Source organism: Massilia sp. AB1 (assembly GCF_018119385.1).
In the GTDB taxonomy this organism is placed as follows: domain Bacteria; phylum Pseudomonadota; class Gammaproteobacteria; order Burkholderiales; family Burkholderiaceae_D; genus Telluria.
On sequence record NZ_JAGKSG010000004.1, the window covers coordinates 143,962 to 159,453 of the forward strand.

The window sequence follows — 15,492 nt, forward strand, 5'->3', positions numbered from 1 at the left end:
TCACTATCAATAACATCAGGCAATGCGCGGCGATGCTGGCCGCGAATCAGCTTTTCTTTTCCTCGGGCGACGAAGCCACGATGGGCGCCGCCTGTTGGGGGGTCTTGCACTCGTTGGCCAGCTGGCGGTTCAGGCGGGAATCCAGCAGGATGCCCTTGGCCGGAATGCCAATCCAGATCAAGCCCCAAAAGGGGTTTTCGAAGCGCTGCGCGCCGGTCGTCGTGCCCACCCGCGCCAGGCGGTGCAGGCGCTTCTTCCAGCGCAGGGCGATGTGGGCATCGTCTTTTTCGTTGGTGTAGATCGTGACCTTGTTGTTAAGTTCACAAGCGTATTCGGTGACGATCGTATCGGTGATGTCCGGCTCGGCCTGCTCCGGATTGCTCGGATCGACGGTGGGCTCGGCGGATGCCGCGGCGGCCGCGGCCGCGCCGGCGGCGCCGGCCTTGGCTTTCTTCGCTTTGGACTTGGATTTCTTGGCCTGCGCTTTCAGGACGGCTTCCGCCTTCGGGTGCTTGTCGGCGGGGGCGGCGGTGGCCGGCGCGCATACGCCGGCGGCCGCGAACGCGAAAGCGCCGGCGGCAAGGAGTTTGGACAGTTGGGTGGACATCAGGAGGCTTCCGTGTGGTTGACGATGGCCGCCGCGGCTTCGGGCAGCGCAAGGCCAGCCAGCTTAGCGCGCTGCAACACCGTCCAATAATAGCGATAGCTCGCGCGGTCGTGCAAGCGGCCATGGTGGGCGATCGGTCCCCAGCCGGCCGCCATGGCCTCGCTCAGGATGTTGGTCGCCTCGTTCACTTCCGACAGGCGCGGCGTGAAGGCCTTCAGGATCGCCTTGATCTGGTCGGGGTGGATGCTCCACATGCGGGTGAAGCCGAACTCGGCGGCCGCGCGCTGGGCGTCGTTGGCGACGATCGCGCTGTCCTTGATGTCGGTGGTCACGTTGTGCGACGGGACCTTGCCGTGCGCGTGGCAGGCGGCGACCATCTCGAGCTTGGCGCGCACCACCAGCGGGTGGGTGAACTGGCCCGGAGTGCGCATGGCGCCGGCGGGAATCGCGCCGTAGTGGGCGGACACGAAATCCATGATGCCGAAGGACAGCGATTCGACCTGGGGCAGGGCGGCGATGTCGTAGGCCTCGCGCAGGGCGCCGTGGGTCTCGATCAGCACGTGCACCGGCAGGTCGCTGCGGCCGCTCGGCGCGGCGTGCTGGTTGATCAGGTCGATGGCGCGCGCCACTTCCATGGCGCTGCTCACCTTGGGCAGCATCACGAAGGCCAGGCGCGGCGCGGCGGCGCCCACGATGGTGGCGACGTCGTGCTCGAAATGGGGGCTGCCCGGCTCGTGCACGCGCGCGCCGATGCGGTTGAAGCGGTTGTCTTCGCTATTCAGCAGGGACGCCACCAGGGCGGCATGCCCGGCTTCGCTGCCGGCGGCGGCGCCGTCCTCGCAGTCGAAGGTGATGTCGAAGACGGGCCCAAGCTCTTGTTGCAGGGCCATCGATTTGCGCATCAGCTTCTCCGAGCCGGCGTAGTGATCGCAGGCGGGGAGCAGGAGCGGCTGGCGTTTGCCCTGGAATAAAACCTCGGAAGGATGCATGTGGTGTTCAGTCGAAGCGGAAGCCGCCGTACCGCCTGGAGAGGCGGCACGGCGTATGCGGCGGACGGGCGGCTTGGCCGGTTCCATCAACCGCGTGGAAGTTTAGGCCAGCAGGTGGGCCACGCCTTCACGCTCTTCGGTCAGTTCCTTCAGCGTGAGGTTGATGCGCTCTTGCGAGAACTCGTCGATCTCCAGGCCCTGGACGATCTTGTATTCGCCGTTTTCAACGGTGACAGGGAAGCCGAACATGGTGTCCTTCGGGATGCCGTACGAACCGTCCGACGGGATGCCCATGGTGGTCCACTTGCCGTTGGTGCCGACGTGCCAGTCGTGCATGTGGTCGATGGCGGCGTTGGCTGCCGAGGCTGCCGACGACAGGCCGCGCGCTTCGATGATGGCGGCGCCGCGCTTGCCGACGGTCGGCAGGAAGGTGTCGCGGTTCCAGACGTCGTCGTTGATCATCTCCTTGACCGATTGGCCGTCGATGGTCGCGAAGCGGTAGTCGGCGTACATGGTCGGCGAGTGGTTGCCCCACACGGCCAGCTTTTCGATCGACGACACCGGCTTGCCGGTCTTGGCGGCAACTTGCGACAGGGCGCGGTTGTGGTCCAGGCGCAGCATGGCGGTGAAGTTCTTGCTAGGGAGGTTCGGGGCCGACTTCATGGCGATGTAGGCGTTGGTGTTGGCCGGGTTGCCGACCACCAGCACCTTGACGTTGCGCGAAGCGACGGCGTCCAGCGCCTTGCCCTGCACGGTGAAGATCTGGGCGTTGGCTTCCAGCAGGTCCTTGCGTTCCATGCCCGGGCCGCGCGGACGGGCGCCGACCAGCAGGGCGAAGTCGGCATCCTTGAAGGCGGTCATCGGGTCGGCGTGGGCGGTCATGCCGGCCAGCAGCGGGAATGCGCAGTCGTCGATTTCCATCATGACGCCCTTGAGCGCCTTCTGTGCCTTCTCATTGTCGATTTCCAGCAGCTGCAGGATGACCGGCTGGTCCTTGCCCAGCATGTCGCCGTTGGCGATGCGGAACAGCAGGGAATAGCCGATCTGGCCGGCCGCGCCGGTGACGGCAACGCGCATTGGGGTTTTAGCCATGATGAATCTCCAAAGTGGGAATGAAAACGGTCGGTGCCTGGGTCGATGCCGAGGATACGCCTGTTTGGGAAAACTGCAATGATACCAAAAGCGCCATCCACGATCCGGCCCGTGAGACTGGTGTCGCGCGCGTACAATAAGTGCAAGAACGGACGCCAGGTCGACCGCGAGTGTACTCCTCTGCCGTTCCATCAGTCAATTCATATCATATGTCTTATATAAGACACATGTGTGGAGGCCTTCTACACTGGACGGTGTTGCACTTTTGTGGTGAAATCGCGGTCTATGAACCCCGTCCCGACCAACCAGGCCAGCGATCCCGCCGGCAGCGCATCGCCTTCGTTCCGGCCGCTGTACCAGCAGATCAAGGCCCTGATCACCCAAAGCCTGCAAGCGGGCGAATGGAAACCGGGCGAACTGATGCCCAGCGAAGTCGAGCTGGCGGGGCGTTTCAAGGTCAGCCAGGGCACGGTGCGCAAAGCCATCGACGAGCTGGCGGCCGAGAACCTGGTGGTGCGCCGCCAGGGCAAGGGCACCTTCGTCGCCACCCACGCCGAGGAGCGCGCCCACTTCCGCTTCCTGCGCCTGATGCCCGACGAGGGCGTTCCCCACCATCCCGAGAGCCGCTTCGTCGAAGTCAAGCGCATCCGCGCCCCGGCCGAGGTCGCGCGCCTGCTGGAACTCAAGTCGGGCGACGCGGTCGTGTATATCAAGCGGGTCCAGTCCTTCGAAGGCCAGCCGACCATTCTGGAAGAGCTGTGGCTGCCGGGCCAGCTGTTCAAGGGCCTGAGCGCGGAGCGGCTGGCGGAATACAAGGGGCCAATGTACGGCCTGTTCGAGTCCGAGTTCGGCACCCGCATGATCCGCGCGAGCGAAAAAATCCGGGCGGTATCCGCCGACGCCTCGGCCAGCGAGTTCCTGAAGGTACCGGAAGGAACGCCGCTGCTGTGCGCCGAGCGGGTCTCGTTTACCTACGGCGACAAGGCCGTGGAACTGCGGCGCGGGCTGTACTCGACCGCGCAGCATCACTACCTGAACGAGCTGTCGTGACGGTGTAAAGAATGACGCAAACCGGGTTCCGCCGTCGTGGGGAGCCCGGTTTGCAGTTGCAGCAATCCCACGCGGGCTGCTGCAACGATCGCTTGATGCGATTAAAATATGTTGGTTTTGGGTAAGCGACGGACATTGACCCGGTTCGACGCAAGGTGTCCCGCCATGCTGCACGGCAGCGTGTGGGGCCCGGTCACAAAATCGGTGAAAATGAAGGGTTCACTAAAAATTTGTCGTCATAAGGGAGGTGTTGTATGTCCGAAGCCGTGAGAGAAGCTGCAAAAAAAGGGCGGCCGGAGTTCCGCAATATTGGCATTAGCGATATTACTGGCAAATATCGCATGCCGCCGTCGGCCATCGTGTCGATCCTGCACCGCATCAGCGGCGCCGGGTTGTTCCTGATGCTGCCGTTCCTGCTGTACCTGCTGCAGGAAAGCCTGCTGTCGGAGACCTCGTTCGAGCACTTCCGCGGCATCATGAGCAACGTGTTCGTCAAGATCATCCTGCTGGGCCTGTCCTGGGCCTACCTGCACCACTTCACCGCCGGCGTTCGCCACCTGTTCATGGACAACCACCTGGCCCTGGACAAGGACGCTGCGCAAAAGACCGCACGCTGGGTGCTGGTCGTGAGCCTGGCCCTGACCGTGCTGGTCGGCCTGAAACTGTTCGGAGTGTTTTAAACCATGGCAACCAAGAATAATATCGGCCCGCGCCGCCTCGTCGTCGGCGCCCACTACGGCGTCAAGGATTGGCTGGCGCAGCGCGTCACCGCCATCGTCATGGCCGTCTACACCGTCATCCTGCTGGTCATGTTCCTGACCGGCCAGAACTTTACCTATGAAGGCTGGGCTGGCCTGTTCGCGAAGCAGTGGTTCAAGCTGTTCTCGCTGGTCGCCCTGTTCGGCCTGTTCTACCACGCTTGGGTCGGCATCCGTGACATCTGGATGGACTACATCAAGCCGGCAGGCGTGCGCCTGCTTCTGCAGTTGGCGACGATTCTCTGGCTGATTGCCTGCGCCGCCTGGACCGTGCAAATTCTCTGGAGCGTGTAATCGTGGCAGCAATCAAACCTGCAATCCCTACCCGTCGTTTTGACGCGGTCATCGTTGGCGCCGGCGGTTCCGGCATGCGCGCATCGCTGCAACTGGCCGAAGCCGGCCTGAACGTGGCGGTGCTGTCGAAAGTGTTCCCGACCCGTTCGCACACCGTGGCGGCCCAGGGCGGCATCGGCGCGTCCCTCGGCAACATGAGCGAAGACGACTGGTACTGGCACATGTTCGACACCGTCAAGGGCGGCGACTACCTCGGCGACCAGGATGCGATCGAATTCATGTGCCGCGAAGCACCGAAGGTCGTGTACGAGCTCGAACACTTCGGCATGCCTTTCGACCGTAACCCGGACGGCACCATCTACCAGCGTCCGTTCGGCGGCCACACCGCGAACTTCGGCGAAAAGCCGGTCCAGCGCGCCTGCGCGGCCGCCGACCGTACCGGCCACGCCCTGCTGCACACCCTGTACCAGCGCAACGTCCGCGCCCGTACCCACTTCTTCGTCGAGTGGATGGCCCTCGACCTGATCCGCGACGCCGAAGGCGACGTGGTCGGCGTGCTGGCCCTGGAAATGGAAACCGGCGACACGATGATCCTGGAAGCGAAGACCACCATCTTCGCCACCGGCGGCGCAGGCCGCATCTTCGCCGCATCGACCAACGCCTTCATCAACACCGGCGACGGCATGGGCATGGCGGCGCGCGCCGGCCTGCCGCTGCAGGACATGGAGTTCTGGCAGTTTCACCCGACCGGCGTGTCCGGCGCGGGCGTGCTGATCACGGAAGGTGTCCGTGGCGAAGGCGGTATCCTGATCAACTCGAACGGCGAACGCTTCATGGAGCGCTACGCGCCGACCCTGAAGGACCTGGCGCCGCGCGACTTCGTCTCGCGCTCGATGGACCAGGAGATCAAGGAAGGCCGCGGCTGCGGTCCGAACAAGGACCACGTCCTGCTGGACCTGCGTCACATCGGCGCCGACACCATCAAGAAGCGCCTGCCGTCGATTCTCGAAATCGGTCACAAGTTCGCCAACGTCGACGCCACCAAGGAGCCGATCCCGGTCGTTCCGACCATCCACTACCAGATGGGCGGCATCCCGACCAACATCCATGGCCAGGTCGTCGCTCCTGACGGCACCGGCGGCCAGAAAATCGTCAACGGCCTGTACGCGATCGGCGAATGCGCCTGCGTCTCGGTCCACGGCGCGAACCGCCTGGGCACCAACTCGCTGCTCGACCTGGTGGTCTTCGGCCGCGCGGCCGGCAACCACGTCGTCGCCTCGAACCTGAAGCAGAAGCTGAACAAGCCGCTGCCGAAGGACGCCGCCGACTTCGCGCTGGACCGCCTGAACCGCCTCGAGACCTCGACCGGCGGCGAGAAGGTCCAGCACGTGGCCAACGACATCCGCGCCACCATGCAGAAGTACTGCGGCGTGTTCCGTACCGACGCACTGCTGAACCAGGGCGTCGAGGAAATCATGAAGCTCGACGAGCGCCGCAAGCACGTGTCCTTCCAGGACAAGTCGAAGGTGTTCAACACCGCGCGCGTCGAAGCGCTGGAACTGGACAACCTGATCGAGACCGCGAAGGCGACCATCGTCTCGGCAGCAGCCCGCAAGGAATCGCGCGGCGCCCACGCCCACAGCGACTACGAGAAGCGCGACGACGAGAACTGGATGAAGCACACCCTGTGGTTCTCGGAAGGCAACCGCCTCGAGTACAAGGCTGTGGTCACCAAGCCGCTGACCGTCGAGACCTTCAAGCCGAAGGCACGTACTTTCTAATATTTGAAGAAGCCGGGGCAGGGCCCCGGCTTAGAAGACAGGTAAAAACATGGCACGCACCGTCCAACTGAAGATTTACCGCTACGATCCGGACAAGGATACGAAGCCTTACATGCAAGACGTGACCGTCGAGCTGCAAGATACCGACAAGATGCTGCTGGACGTCCTGCAGCGCATCAAGTCCGACGTCGATGACTCGCTGGCCCTGCGCCGCTCCTGCCGCGAAGGCGTGTGCGGTTCGGACGCAATGAACATCAACGGCAAGAATGGCCTGGCCTGCACCACCAACCTGAACGAACTGAGCCAGCCGATCGTGCTGCGCCCGCTGCCGGGCCTGCCGGTCATCCGCGACCTGATCGTGGACATGACCCAGTTCTTCAAGCAATACCACTCGATCAAGCCTTACCTGATCAACGATTCGATCAAGCCGGAGAAAGAGCGCCTGCAGTCGCCGGAAGAGCGCGAAGAGCTCGACGGCCTGTACGAGTGCATCCTGTGCGCCTGCTGCTCTACTTCCTGCCCGTCGTTCTGGTGGAACCCGGACAAGTTCGTCGGCCCGGCCGGCCTGCTGCAGGCCTACCGCTTCATCGCCGACTCGCGCGACGAAGCCACCAACGAGCGCCTGGACAACCTGGAAGACCCGTACCGCCTGTTCCGCTGCCACTCGATCATGAACTGCACGGACGTGTGCCCGAAGGGCCTGAATCCGAACAAGGCGATCGGCAAGATCAAGGAATTGCTGGTCCGCCGCGCGATCTAAAGCTCGGCCGCCATCCCGTCGTTCCGGCGGAGGCCGGAACCCAAGTTTGCGTGAGTACCGCTACTAGAGATCGTCGTGGTAACGCAAACGAACTTAGGTTCCGGCCAAGGGGGCCGCCGAGGCCCGGAACGACGGGTAACTTTGGCGCAAATGCAGGCAAATTTGCCGCAAATACAGTAAAAGTACCGTACTGCCAATTCCTGGCAGCCGGAGTATAGTGTTGACCCAACAACGGACTCTAGTGTGAAAACGCATCAATCCGACCCAGCCAACCGTGCCCGCCTGCGTTGGCGCGCACGCCGGGGCTTGCTCGAGAACGACCTGATCCTCACGCGCTTCCTGGACGCACACGAAGTGGACCTGAGCGACGAGGAGGTCGATGCGCTGACCCGCCTGCTGGACCTGGCGGACAACCCGCTGATGGACCTGCTGCTGGGGCGCGCCGAGCCCGAAGGCGAGGTCGACCTGCCGCACGTGCGCGCCCTCCTGGCGCGGCTGCGGCAAGCGTGAGCGGAACCGAGGTTTCGCGAGGTTTCGTTTTATATATTTTGTAGACTCCACTCCCAAAAGAAGGAAGTGCCATGAACATCTCTGATACCAAAGCCACTCTGTCGTTCTCGGACGGCAGCCCGTCGGTCGACATGCCGATCTATAAGGGCACCATCGGCCCGGACGTCATCGACATCCGCAAGCTGTACGGCCAGACCGGCAAGTTCACCTACGATCCTGGCTTCATGTCGACCGCCTCGTGCAACTCGAGCATCACCTACATCGACGGTGACAAGGGCGAGCTGCTGTACCGCGGCTACCCGATCGAGCAACTGGCCGTCAACTGCGACTTCCTCGAAACCTGCTACCTGCTGCTGAACGGCGAACTGCCGAACGCAGAGCAGAAGAAGACCTTCACCGACACCGTGACCAAGCACACCATGGTGCACGAGCAGATGCAGTTCTTCTTCCGTGGCTTCCGCCGCGACGCGCACCCGATGTCGGTCCTGGTCGGCACCGTCGGCGCGCTGGCATCGTTCTACCACGACTCGCTGGACATCAACGATGCCAAGCAGCGTGAAATCTCGGCTATCCGCCTGATCGCCAAGCTGCCGACCCTGGTCGCCATGGCATACAAGTACTCGATCGGCCAGCCGTTCATGTACCCGCGCAACGACCTGTCGTACAGCGCGAACTTCATGCACATGATGTTCGCCAACCCGTGCGAAGAGTACAAGGTCAATGACGTGCTGGTGCGCGCTCTGGACCGCATCCTGATCCTGCACGCGGACCACGAGCAGAACGCATCGACCTCGACCGTCCGTCTGGCCGGTTCGTCGGGCGCCAACCCGTTCGCCTGTATCGCTGCCGGTATCGCCTGCCTGTGGGGCCCGGCGCACGGCGGCGCGAACGAAGCCGCACTGACCATGCTGAAGGAAATCGGCTCGGTCGAGAACATCCCGGCCTTCATCGAGAAGGTCAAGGACAAGAACTCGGGCGTGAAGCTGATGGGCTTCGGTCACCGCGTGTACAAGAACTTCGACCCGCGCGCCAAGCTGATGCGCGAAACCTGCCACGAAGTGCTGAACGAACTGGGCCTGCAGGACGACCCGCTGTTCAAGCTGGCGATGGAACTGGAACGCATCGCGCTGGAAGACGAATACTTCGTGTCGCGCAAGCTGTACCCGAACGTCGACTTCTACTCGGGCATCGTGCAGTCGGCTCTGGGCATCCCGGTCTCGCTGTTCACCGGTATCTTCGCGATGGCCCGTACCATCGGCTGGATCGCCCAGTGGAACGAGATGATCGCCGATCCGGAACAGAAGATCGGCCGTCCGCGCCAGCTGTTCGTTGGTTCGCCGGTGCGCGACGTGCCGACGATCGACAAGCGTTAATCGGACCGCCCCGTGCAGGGGCTGTGTCTTCAGGAAGCGGGCTTCGGCCCGCTTTTTTTATTTCAACCTGTCTGCACAGGGCATCGATTCGTTCCTGGCGCGAAGAAGTTAAGCTTGGCGCCATGGTTGAGGCCTGCGCACCGGTGCGGCGCGGGCTTGCCACCCAAGCGCATCCGCATGCTACGCTCGGCGAATGCTACGTCGCCTCTCAACCATGCTGTTGCTCGGGTGCACTTTATCGGGCTCGATCGCTGCCCAAGTGGCAGCGCAGCCGGGCGAGCCCAGGTTCGCACTCGAGGTGGAGCGCGTTGCCGGCGCCGATGGAGGCAAGGTCTACCAGATCAAGTCGAGCGCCAAGGTGGCGGCAATGCCAGGCGTTGTCTGGGGTATTCTCACCGATTACGAGCATTTTGCCGATTACCTGCCGAACCTGCATAGTGTTCGCGTCCTGTCCCGCAACGACAACACGGTCGTCGTCGAACAATTGGGTGAAGCCCGCTTCCTGTTTTTCAGCCAGGCGATCCGCCTGGTGGTGCAGGTGCACGAGCGGGCGCCGGATCGCATCGACATCTCGCTGGTCGAGGGCGACATGAAAGTCTACCGGGCGCGCTGGGAGCTGACGCCATTGGCAGGCGCCAGCGGCACCAGGGTAGAGTACAACGCCACCATCGAGCCGAAGTTCAGTGTGCCGGAAGCTGTGGAGACAAGCGTTGTAAGGAAAGATGTCGCCGCGATGATGGCGGCAATGTTGTCGCGACTGGACCGGCGGGAGTAGCAGTTTTCCGATTGACAGGGCGAGTATGATGATGTGCGGCGTCGTATGAATCGCACATCCGGCCGGCAGGGTCGAATGCCCGGTTTGGTCGAAAGCGACCGCCGCACCCAAATTATCCCTGGTGTAACATCTGGTTGTAAATAAGACGCGACAAATTGTCTCAATGTGTCTCGACCGTTGACGATCTCGTCACAAAGGCTATACTCCTCACATGACTCACGCACGCCGCCCCATGACCCGCCACGCCTTCTGTCTTATTGGCAGCGGCGCCGCAGCGCCCGTCATTCGCGCCGTGCATTCCTCCCGTAATCTCGCCTGGCTTTCCTGGGCTCGGTGAGGAAACAAGGCAGGTAAAGCCTGTCATTCGCCTTCCTCCCGAGCGACCTCCATCACATCGTCTCCGGCGCCTAGCGCGCCGGTGGATCCCTTTTGTCGATGGCCGCCAGAGAGCGGCCTCTATTTGGAGAACAACATGAAACCGTCCATCACTATCTCGTGGCTCGACCTGGAACGCCTGGAGCGCGTGCTCGACCGCCTGCCGGCCGCCCAGGCCAACGCGCGCGATGCGCTGCTCAATGAACTCGGCCGTGCCGACATGGTCGAACCCTGGGACATGCCGCCCGACGTCGTCACCATGAATTCGCGCGTGCGCTTCAGCTTCGATAACAGCGAGGAAGAGGTCACGCTGACCCTGACCTATCCGAAGGACATGACCGACAGCGGAGAACAACTGTCCGTGCTGACGCCGGTCGGTACCGCCTTGCTGGGCCTGAAGGTTGGCGACAGCATCGCCTGGAACCGCCCCGACGGCGGCCGCTTCCACATTACCGTGCGCGGCGTCGAGTACCAGCCGGAGCGCGCCGGCGAACTGCACCGCTAGAACAGGCACTTGCCCCGTGCCCGCGCCACGAACACGAAGGGCAGGGCGATGTAGCCGCTGAGGAAGAAAGTCGACTGCCGCTTCAGGCCGTCGCCGTGCAGGCAGTACGGCACCTTGGCTTCTTCAAACTGGCGCTCGAAGCTTGTCCGCGCGTCACTGCCGAACGTCGCTTTCTGCTTGTCGCGCTCCGGTTCGGACGTCTCCGCAAGGGCCGCTCGCAACGCCTCTTCGAGCGCCGGCGGACGTACTGCGGCGCGGATGTCGGCTGCGGTCGCCGTCGTCACAGGCGTAGGCGGATTCGGCGGCGCGTCGGCAAGCGCGCCCGCAACAGGCAGCATGCCCAAGGCCAGCAAGGTGATGGCATGCTTCATCAACATTTCCCTATCTGATATACGCGCCCTGGTGAGGGAAGAGCGTCGCGGCCCGGCTTTTGCCGGGTTTGCCCGGATGCGAAAGCATGCTTGGCCTCCATGCCTGGGATCGTGACCGCCGGTCGCTTCATTGCATTAATGAATGTGTCGATGTTGGCAAATGTACACCGCCGATCTCGGCAGCAGGGCCTTTGCACAATTTGTTACATTTCAATGTGTACAATGTCCGCGGTTCTTATCCCAACTGTATAAAGGACGTCCATGAAGCGCTTCCTCACTGCCTGTTTTTTGTTTCTGAGCCTGGTCGGCGCTGCCCGTGCGGAGACCAATGCCGAGCTGACCCGCCAGGTCAACGCCTTCGTCGACGAGTGGCACGACGACGCGGCCCATGCGCGCCTGGCCTATTTCGACAAGATGGCGAAGGACGGCGTGTACATCGGCACCGATCGCACGGAACTGTGGAAGCGCGACGAGTTCAAGGCCTGGGCCAAGAAGTACTTCGACCGAAAGTCCGCCTGGAGCTTCAAGGCCACGCGCCGCAACGTGTACGCATCGGCGGACGGTTCGATCATCTGGTTCGACGAGCTGCTGGACACCCCGAACATGGGCCCCTGCATGGCCAGCGGCGTGATCCGCAAGACGAACAAGGGCTTTGAAATCCTGCATTACCAGCTGTCGATGGCGGTGCCGAACGAGGTCAACGGCCAGGTCAAAAAGCTGATCGACGAAAACGCGAAGAAGACGAAGTCCTGAACCGGCGCCTGTGCTAAGGTGACCGCCTTCCGGATTTCGTTAGTCAGCAAGTGAGCAAACCCTACATCGGACGCTTCGCGCCGTCGCCCACCGGCCCGCTGCATGCGGGCTCGCTGGTGGCGGCGGTGGCCAGCTATCTCGACGCGCGCTTTCACGAGGGCGCCTGGCTGGTGCGCATCGAGGACATCGACGAGGGCCGCAGCGTGCCCGGCGCCGCCGAAGGCATCCTGGCCCTGCTCGATGCGCTGGGCATGCATGCCGACGGCGAGATCGTCTGGCAGAGCCGGCGCAAGCACCTGTATGCGGCGGCGGCTGAGCGCATTGCGCTTCACACCTATCCCTGCGGCTGCAACCGGCGCGAGATCGCCGATTCGCGCCTGGGCTTCGCGCCCGATGGGGCAGCGATCTATCCCGGCACCTGCCGCTACGGCCTGGCCGAGGGGCGCGGCATGCGCAGCCTGCGCCTGCGTGTGCCGGACGCCGGCATGGACGAGGTGAGCTTCACCGATCGCTTCGCCGGCCGCGTGACCCAGCACCTCGCACGCGACTCGGGCGACTTCGTGCTCAAGCGTGCCGACGGCTACTGGGCCTACCAATTGGCGGTGGTGGTCGACGATGCCGAGCAAGGCGTTACCGACATTGTGCGCGGCGCGGACCTGCTCGACTCCACCCCGCGCCAGATCTTCCTGCAGCGCGTGCTGGGTGTGCCGACGCCGCGCTACCTGCACGTGCCGGTGGTGCGCAACGCCAACGGCGAAAAATTATCCAAGCAGACGGGGGCCCTGGCAGTGACGGCCGGCGACGAGGCGAGCGCGGTCGCCGCGCTGCTGGAGACAGCGCGTTTTCTGGAACTCGGCGTCGAGCAGGCGGACTCGCTCGATGCCTTCTGGCGCGCGGCTATCCCGGCCTGGGGCCGGCTTCTCGAGCGCCATCCGGGCGCAGGACTGAGCTAGCCGGCTTCAGCCTGGGACGCCGATGCGCCGGCGCGCCATCACGCCCACGCCCAGCAGTCCGACCCCCAGCATTGCCCAGGAGCCCGGTTCGGGAACCGGCGCCGCCACGATGAAGCCGCGGATCTCGCCGCCCGGATACTGGGTGGTGTGGATGTTCAGGTAGGCCGTGTTGTCGCCCATTGCGTCGAGCAGGGCAGCGCTCGCCCCTGCCGCCGTGCCGCCGAAGGCGGTCAGGAAGGCCGGGTCATACACCGCGGGATCGGCCAGGTCGAAGGTCTGGCTGTAGTTGCCGGAGCTTGCGCCAGAGGGGAAGCCGAACAGCGGAATCGCCACGCCGGCGGTGCCCATCAGGCTGTCTGCGGTGCAGCAGTGGATGTGGGCCGCCACCGTGCCGGTCGTCAGGTCGGAGAAGGGGATATCGGCGCGCAGGATCATGCCGTCGAGCTGGAGGCTGGCGATGCTGTAGCCGGGAAAGGCGTTGGGCGGCGCCTCGCCTGGTCCGCTCGCCACGGCGCGGAAATAATCGACTGCCAGTGCGGAGGGTGCAAGTGCGAGCGTCGACGCGGCCAGCGTCAACGCGGACAAGACTTTCTTCATGGTATACCTCCTGATTAGGAAAGAAACCAACCCGCGCTCACACGGAGCGCTGGTGAAAAAAGTAGCACAGGCATACGTTCCAGGCCACACGGTACTGAAGGGCAAAGGAGAACAGGCACCCAAATCGCTGACGGAAATGGTGCCTGGAAATCGAAGCGGAAATGGGGCGTCGTTATTGGGGATTACGCATGATGGTGATTTCGCCGTCCGCTTCGAGGAAAGCACATTTCATCTCCGAACGCGGGCAGTCGTGCTCGCGCAACGCTTCCTCGATATCGCTGTCCGACAGCCGGCAATTGCGCATGACTTTTTCGAAGAAGACGCCGTCGCGACCGATCAGGACAGCATCGCCGTCGACCAGCGTAGAGATCTTCTCACTGCGCGACGTAGCGACACCGACCAGGGCATTGATGGCGACCAGGGTCGCGGCGCAGATCAGGCCGCCGACCAGCGAATTGTCGCCGCCCGACAGCGAGTTCGACACCGCTTCGGACAGCAGCATCACGACCAGCAGATCGAAAGGCGTGAACTGACCCACCGTCCGGCGTCCCGAGAGACGCACCATGATCAGCAGGAGCAGGTAGACCGCCAAACCCCGAACTATGAATTCCCACCAAGGAAGATCCATATCGAACATACGACCTCCAATGCATGAACCGTTGAGTCGATTGTAATGAATTTGCCAACAAGACGAGTTCAAGCGTGCGGGCTGAGGGAGGATCGGTCGGGAGTTTGCGTGGATGAGGGCGGGGTGCTTGCCTACGTTGAGCTGCGGTCCAAATCCGGGGCGCAGGGTGGGATCAGTGCCGTGGCGCTGGTCCGGAGACTGCGTTGACGGCTTGCTCCGCGAGCGCCGCTTCGTAGGCCGCCAGTTCCTTTTCGTAACGCGCCAGCGCATCTTCGTAGAGATCGAATACGCAGGGAACGCAACCGCTGCGGCAGCAGTCTTCCAGGTCCGGCTGCACCGGCGGGACCGGACGCTTGAGCACCGTATTCATTTCTCTCGCTTCAGCAATTCCTGGATTTCCTCGCGGTCCTTCTTGCTGACGTGGCCGCGCAGTGCGGCCAGCACCAGCTCCTTGCCGGAACCGGCAAAGGCTTTGTGGATCAGCTCCTTGATCAGGCTGGTCTGAAGGCTGTCCTGCGGCTGGGCAGGCGCATAGATATGGGCGCGGGCGCTTTCGTCGCGCTGAAGCAGGCCTTTGGCGTGCATGACTTGCAGCAGGCGCAGCACGTTGGCATAGCCCATGTCGGGCCGTGTCTCGACCGCGGCTTCATGGACCTGGCGCGCGGTGGCCGGGCCGAGCTGCCACAGCAGGCGCAGCATTTCGAGCTCGGACGGAGTCGGCTTCGGTGGGGCATCAATGGTACTCATGGATCTAGATTAAATGATCTAGACTCCAAAGTCCATGGCCCCACTCCGGCGCTCAACGCGACTTGTACAGGCTTTCCAACACAAACTGCATCCGCCCCGCCTTGCGTTCGCAAGTGCCGGTCATGGTGCCTTCCTCACCCAGAGCCCAGGTCATCTTGGTGCCCGAGGACTTGTCGGCACAAGCGGCATGGGCCTGGTCGGGAACCTTCGGCATCGGCGGCGGCTCGGGCGGCTCCGGCGGAGCGGGAATCGTCGGCATCGCCGGCGGTGGAGGCGGGGGCGGAGCAAAGCCGTCGTGATGGCCGGGCAGTGCAGGCGGCGCCGGTGGCGCGGGCGGGGCTGGCGGATCCGGTGGAGTCGGCGGCGGCGGGCACTTGATCTTGGTGCCCGGGCCGCACTTGATCCATACGTGGCCGTTGCGGGTTTCCGCCTGCTGGGCGCTGGCGCTGCCGCACAGCAGGGCGAGCAGGATCAGGGGGATGGTCGTCTTCATTATCGTTCTCCTTTCGGCTGCGGCCCGCACAGGATGCGCCAACAGCGCGGCGGGCCATGACTGCATCCTGCACGCCAAATG

At 63.5% G+C, this 15,492-nt stretch carries 20 protein-coding genes; 11 read left to right on the plus strand and 9 right to left on the minus strand.

Going from position 1 to position 15,492, the window contains the following annotated elements:
• Positions 1-46: 46 nt before the first annotated feature.
• The 3 genes from J8847_RS04250 to J8847_RS04260 all read right to left on the minus strand — a co-directional run bounded on the left by J8847_RS04250 (position 47) and on the right by J8847_RS04260 (position 2,688).
• Positions 47-607: a hypothetical protein gene (locus J8847_RS04250; protein WP_211523432.1), complete on the minus strand. Its 561-nt coding sequence runs from the start codon at positions 605-607 to the stop codon at positions 47-49.
• A complete protein-coding gene (locus J8847_RS04255; protein ID WP_211523433.1) occupies positions 607-1,596 on the minus strand; it encodes a CoA ester lyase in 990 nt (329 codons plus the stop codon). Before J8847_RS04255 ends, J8847_RS04250 begins: the two co-directional genes overlap by 1 nt.
• Before the next feature lie 102 nt (positions 1,597-1,698).
• Positions 1,699-2,688: a malate dehydrogenase gene (locus tag J8847_RS04260; RefSeq protein WP_211523434.1), complete on the minus strand. Its 990-nt coding sequence runs from the start codon at positions 2,686-2,688 to the stop codon at positions 1,699-1,701.
• Positions 2,689-2,973: 285 nt separating this feature from the next.
• Between J8847_RS04260 and J8847_RS04265 the strand changes: the two genes are divergently transcribed.
• The 9 genes from J8847_RS04265 (at position 2,974) to rnk (ending at position 10,869) form a co-directional block, all read left to right on the plus strand.
• The gene (locus J8847_RS04265) at positions 2,974-3,738 is read left to right on the plus strand and encodes a GntR family transcriptional regulator (protein ID WP_211523435.1); all 765 of its coding nucleotides are present in this window, start codon (positions 2,974-2,976) and stop codon (positions 3,736-3,738) included.
• Positions 3,739-3,992: 254 nt separating this feature from the next.
• Entirely contained in the window at positions 3,993-4,418 is a 426-nt protein-coding gene (gene sdhC, locus J8847_RS04270; protein WP_211523436.1) for a succinate dehydrogenase, cytochrome b556 subunit, read from the plus strand.
• Between the two features lie 3 nt (positions 4,419-4,421).
• A complete protein-coding gene (gene sdhD / locus J8847_RS04275; RefSeq protein WP_211523437.1) occupies positions 4,422-4,790 on the plus strand; it encodes a succinate dehydrogenase, hydrophobic membrane anchor protein in 369 nt (122 codons plus the stop codon).
• A gap of 2 nt (positions 4,791-4,792) precedes the next feature.
• Positions 4,793-6,571 carry a succinate dehydrogenase flavoprotein subunit gene (sdhA, locus tag J8847_RS04280; protein ID WP_211523438.1) on the plus strand — a complete coding sequence of 593 codons (1,779 nt, stop codon included), beginning with the start codon at positions 4,793-4,795 and terminating at the stop codon, positions 6,569-6,571.
• A gap of 49 nt (positions 6,572-6,620) precedes the next feature.
• Entirely contained in the window at positions 6,621-7,331 is a 711-nt protein-coding gene (locus J8847_RS04285) for a succinate dehydrogenase iron-sulfur subunit (protein ID WP_211519177.1), read from the plus strand.
• Positions 7,332-7,574: 243 nt separating this feature from the next.
• Entirely contained in the window at positions 7,575-7,841 is a 267-nt protein-coding gene (locus tag J8847_RS04290; RefSeq protein WP_211523439.1) for a succinate dehydrogenase assembly factor 2, read from the plus strand.
• Positions 7,842-7,912: 71 nt separating this feature from the next.
• Positions 7,913-9,214, plus strand: a complete 1,302-nt coding sequence (gltA, locus tag J8847_RS04295) for a citrate synthase (protein WP_211523440.1) — start codon at positions 7,913-7,915, stop codon at positions 9,212-9,214.
• Positions 9,215-9,407: 193 nt separating this feature from the next.
• Entirely contained in the window at positions 9,408-9,989 is a 582-nt protein-coding gene (locus tag J8847_RS04300) for an SRPBCC family protein (protein ID WP_211523441.1), read from the plus strand.
• Positions 9,990-10,461: 472 nt separating this feature from the next.
• Positions 10,462-10,869 carry a nucleoside diphosphate kinase regulator gene (gene rnk, locus J8847_RS04305; RefSeq protein ID WP_211523442.1) on the plus strand — a complete coding sequence of 136 codons (408 nt, stop codon included), beginning with the start codon at positions 10,462-10,464 and terminating at the stop codon, positions 10,867-10,869.
• On the opposite strand, the gene J8847_RS04310 is transcribed toward rnk, so the two are convergent.
• Positions 10,866-11,240 carry a hypothetical protein gene (locus J8847_RS04310; RefSeq protein WP_211523443.1) on the minus strand — a complete coding sequence of 125 codons (375 nt, stop codon included), beginning with the start codon at positions 11,238-11,240 and terminating at the stop codon, positions 10,866-10,868. The two genes, rnk and J8847_RS04310, sit on opposite strands and share 4 nt — an antisense overlap.
• Positions 11,241-11,501: 261 nt before the next feature.
• Between J8847_RS04310 and J8847_RS04315 the strand changes: the two genes are divergently transcribed.
• Together J8847_RS04315 and gluQRS are read left to right on the plus strand one after the other, a co-directional pair.
• Entirely contained in the window at positions 11,502-11,993 is a 492-nt protein-coding gene (locus J8847_RS04315; RefSeq protein WP_211523444.1) for a nuclear transport factor 2 family protein, read from the plus strand.
• A 50-nt stretch (positions 11,994-12,043) separates the two neighbouring features.
• Positions 12,044-12,946: a tRNA glutamyl-Q(34) synthetase GluQRS gene (gene gluQRS / locus J8847_RS04320; protein ID WP_211523445.1), complete on the plus strand. Its 903-nt coding sequence runs from the start codon at positions 12,044-12,046 to the stop codon at positions 12,944-12,946.
• A 6-nt stretch (positions 12,947-12,952) separates the two neighbouring features.
• Here the strand turns inward: gluQRS and J8847_RS04325 are convergent, their stop codons facing one another.
• The 5 genes from J8847_RS04325 to J8847_RS04345 all read right to left on the minus strand — a co-directional run bounded on the left by J8847_RS04325 (position 12,953) and on the right by J8847_RS04345 (position 15,411).
• On the minus strand, positions 12,953-13,543 hold the full coding sequence (locus J8847_RS04325) for a CHRD domain-containing protein (RefSeq protein ID WP_229512483.1): 591 nt from the start codon (positions 13,541-13,543) through the stop codon (positions 12,953-12,955).
• 172 nt (positions 13,544-13,715) lie between these two features.
• Entirely contained in the window at positions 13,716-14,180 is a 465-nt protein-coding gene (locus tag J8847_RS04330) for a DUF421 domain-containing protein (protein ID WP_211523446.1), read from the minus strand.
• A gap of 163 nt (positions 14,181-14,343) precedes the next feature.
• On the minus strand, positions 14,344-14,541 hold the full coding sequence (locus J8847_RS04335) for an oxidoreductase-like domain-containing protein (RefSeq protein ID WP_211523447.1): 198 nt from the start codon (positions 14,539-14,541) through the stop codon (positions 14,344-14,346).
• A complete protein-coding gene (locus tag J8847_RS04340) occupies positions 14,538-14,918 on the minus strand; it encodes a BlaI/MecI/CopY family transcriptional regulator (protein WP_211523448.1) in 381 nt (126 codons plus the stop codon). Before J8847_RS04340 ends, J8847_RS04335 begins: the two co-directional genes overlap by 4 nt.
• Before the next feature lie 52 nt (positions 14,919-14,970).
• Entirely contained in the window at positions 14,971-15,411 is a 441-nt protein-coding gene (locus tag J8847_RS04345) for a hypothetical protein (protein WP_211523449.1), read from the minus strand.
• Positions 15,412-15,492: the final 81 nt, after the last annotated feature.

Coding starts and splice junctions, on each gene's coding strand:
- J8847_RS04250 (WP_211523432.1), bottom strand. CDS start 607: ATGTCCACCCAACTGTCCAAACTCCTTGCCGCCGGCGCTTTCGCGTTC.
- J8847_RS04255 (WP_211523433.1), bottom strand. CDS start 1,596: ATGCATCCTTCCGAGGTTTTATTCCAGGGCAAACGCCAGCCGCTCCTG.
- J8847_RS04260 (WP_211523434.1), bottom strand. CDS start 2,688: ATGGCTAAAACCCCAATGCGCGTTGCCGTCACCGGCGCGGCCGGCCAG.
- J8847_RS04265 (WP_211523435.1), top strand. CDS start 2,974: ATGAACCCCGTCCCGACCAACCAGGCCAGCGATCCCGCCGGCAGCGCA.
- sdhC (WP_211523436.1), top strand. CDS start 3,993: ATGTCCGAAGCCGTGAGAGAAGCTGCAAAAAAAGGGCGGCCGGAGTTC.
- sdhD (WP_211523437.1), top strand. CDS start 4,422: ATGGCAACCAAGAATAATATCGGCCCGCGCCGCCTCGTCGTCGGCGCC.
- J8847_RS04285 (WP_211519177.1), top strand. CDS start 6,621: ATGGCACGCACCGTCCAACTGAAGATTTACCGCTACGATCCGGACAAG.
- gltA (WP_211523440.1), top strand. CDS start 7,913: ATGAACATCTCTGATACCAAAGCCACTCTGTCGTTCTCGGACGGCAGC.
- J8847_RS04300 (WP_211523441.1), top strand. CDS start 9,408: ATGCTACGTCGCCTCTCAACCATGCTGTTGCTCGGGTGCACTTTATCG.
- rnk (WP_211523442.1), top strand. CDS start 10,462: ATGAAACCGTCCATCACTATCTCGTGGCTCGACCTGGAACGCCTGGAG.
- J8847_RS04310 (WP_211523443.1), bottom strand. CDS start 11,240: ATGAAGCATGCCATCACCTTGCTGGCCTTGGGCATGCTGCCTGTTGCG.
- J8847_RS04315 (WP_211523444.1), top strand. CDS start 11,502: ATGAAGCGCTTCCTCACTGCCTGTTTTTTGTTTCTGAGCCTGGTCGGC.
- J8847_RS04325 (WP_229512483.1), bottom strand. CDS start 13,543: ATGAAGAAAGTCTTGTCCGCGTTGACGCTGGCCGCGTCGACGCTCGCA.
- J8847_RS04330 (WP_211523446.1), bottom strand. CDS start 14,180: ATGTTCGATATGGATCTTCCTTGGTGGGAATTCATAGTTCGGGGTTTG.
- J8847_RS04335 (WP_211523447.1), bottom strand. CDS start 14,541: ATGAATACGGTGCTCAAGCGTCCGGTCCCGCCGGTGCAGCCGGACCTG.
- J8847_RS04340 (WP_211523448.1), bottom strand. CDS start 14,918: ATGAGTACCATTGATGCCCCACCGAAGCCGACTCCGTCCGAGCTCGAA.
- J8847_RS04345 (WP_211523449.1), bottom strand. CDS start 15,411: ATGAAGACGACCATCCCCCTGATCCTGCTCGCCCTGCTGTGCGGCAGC.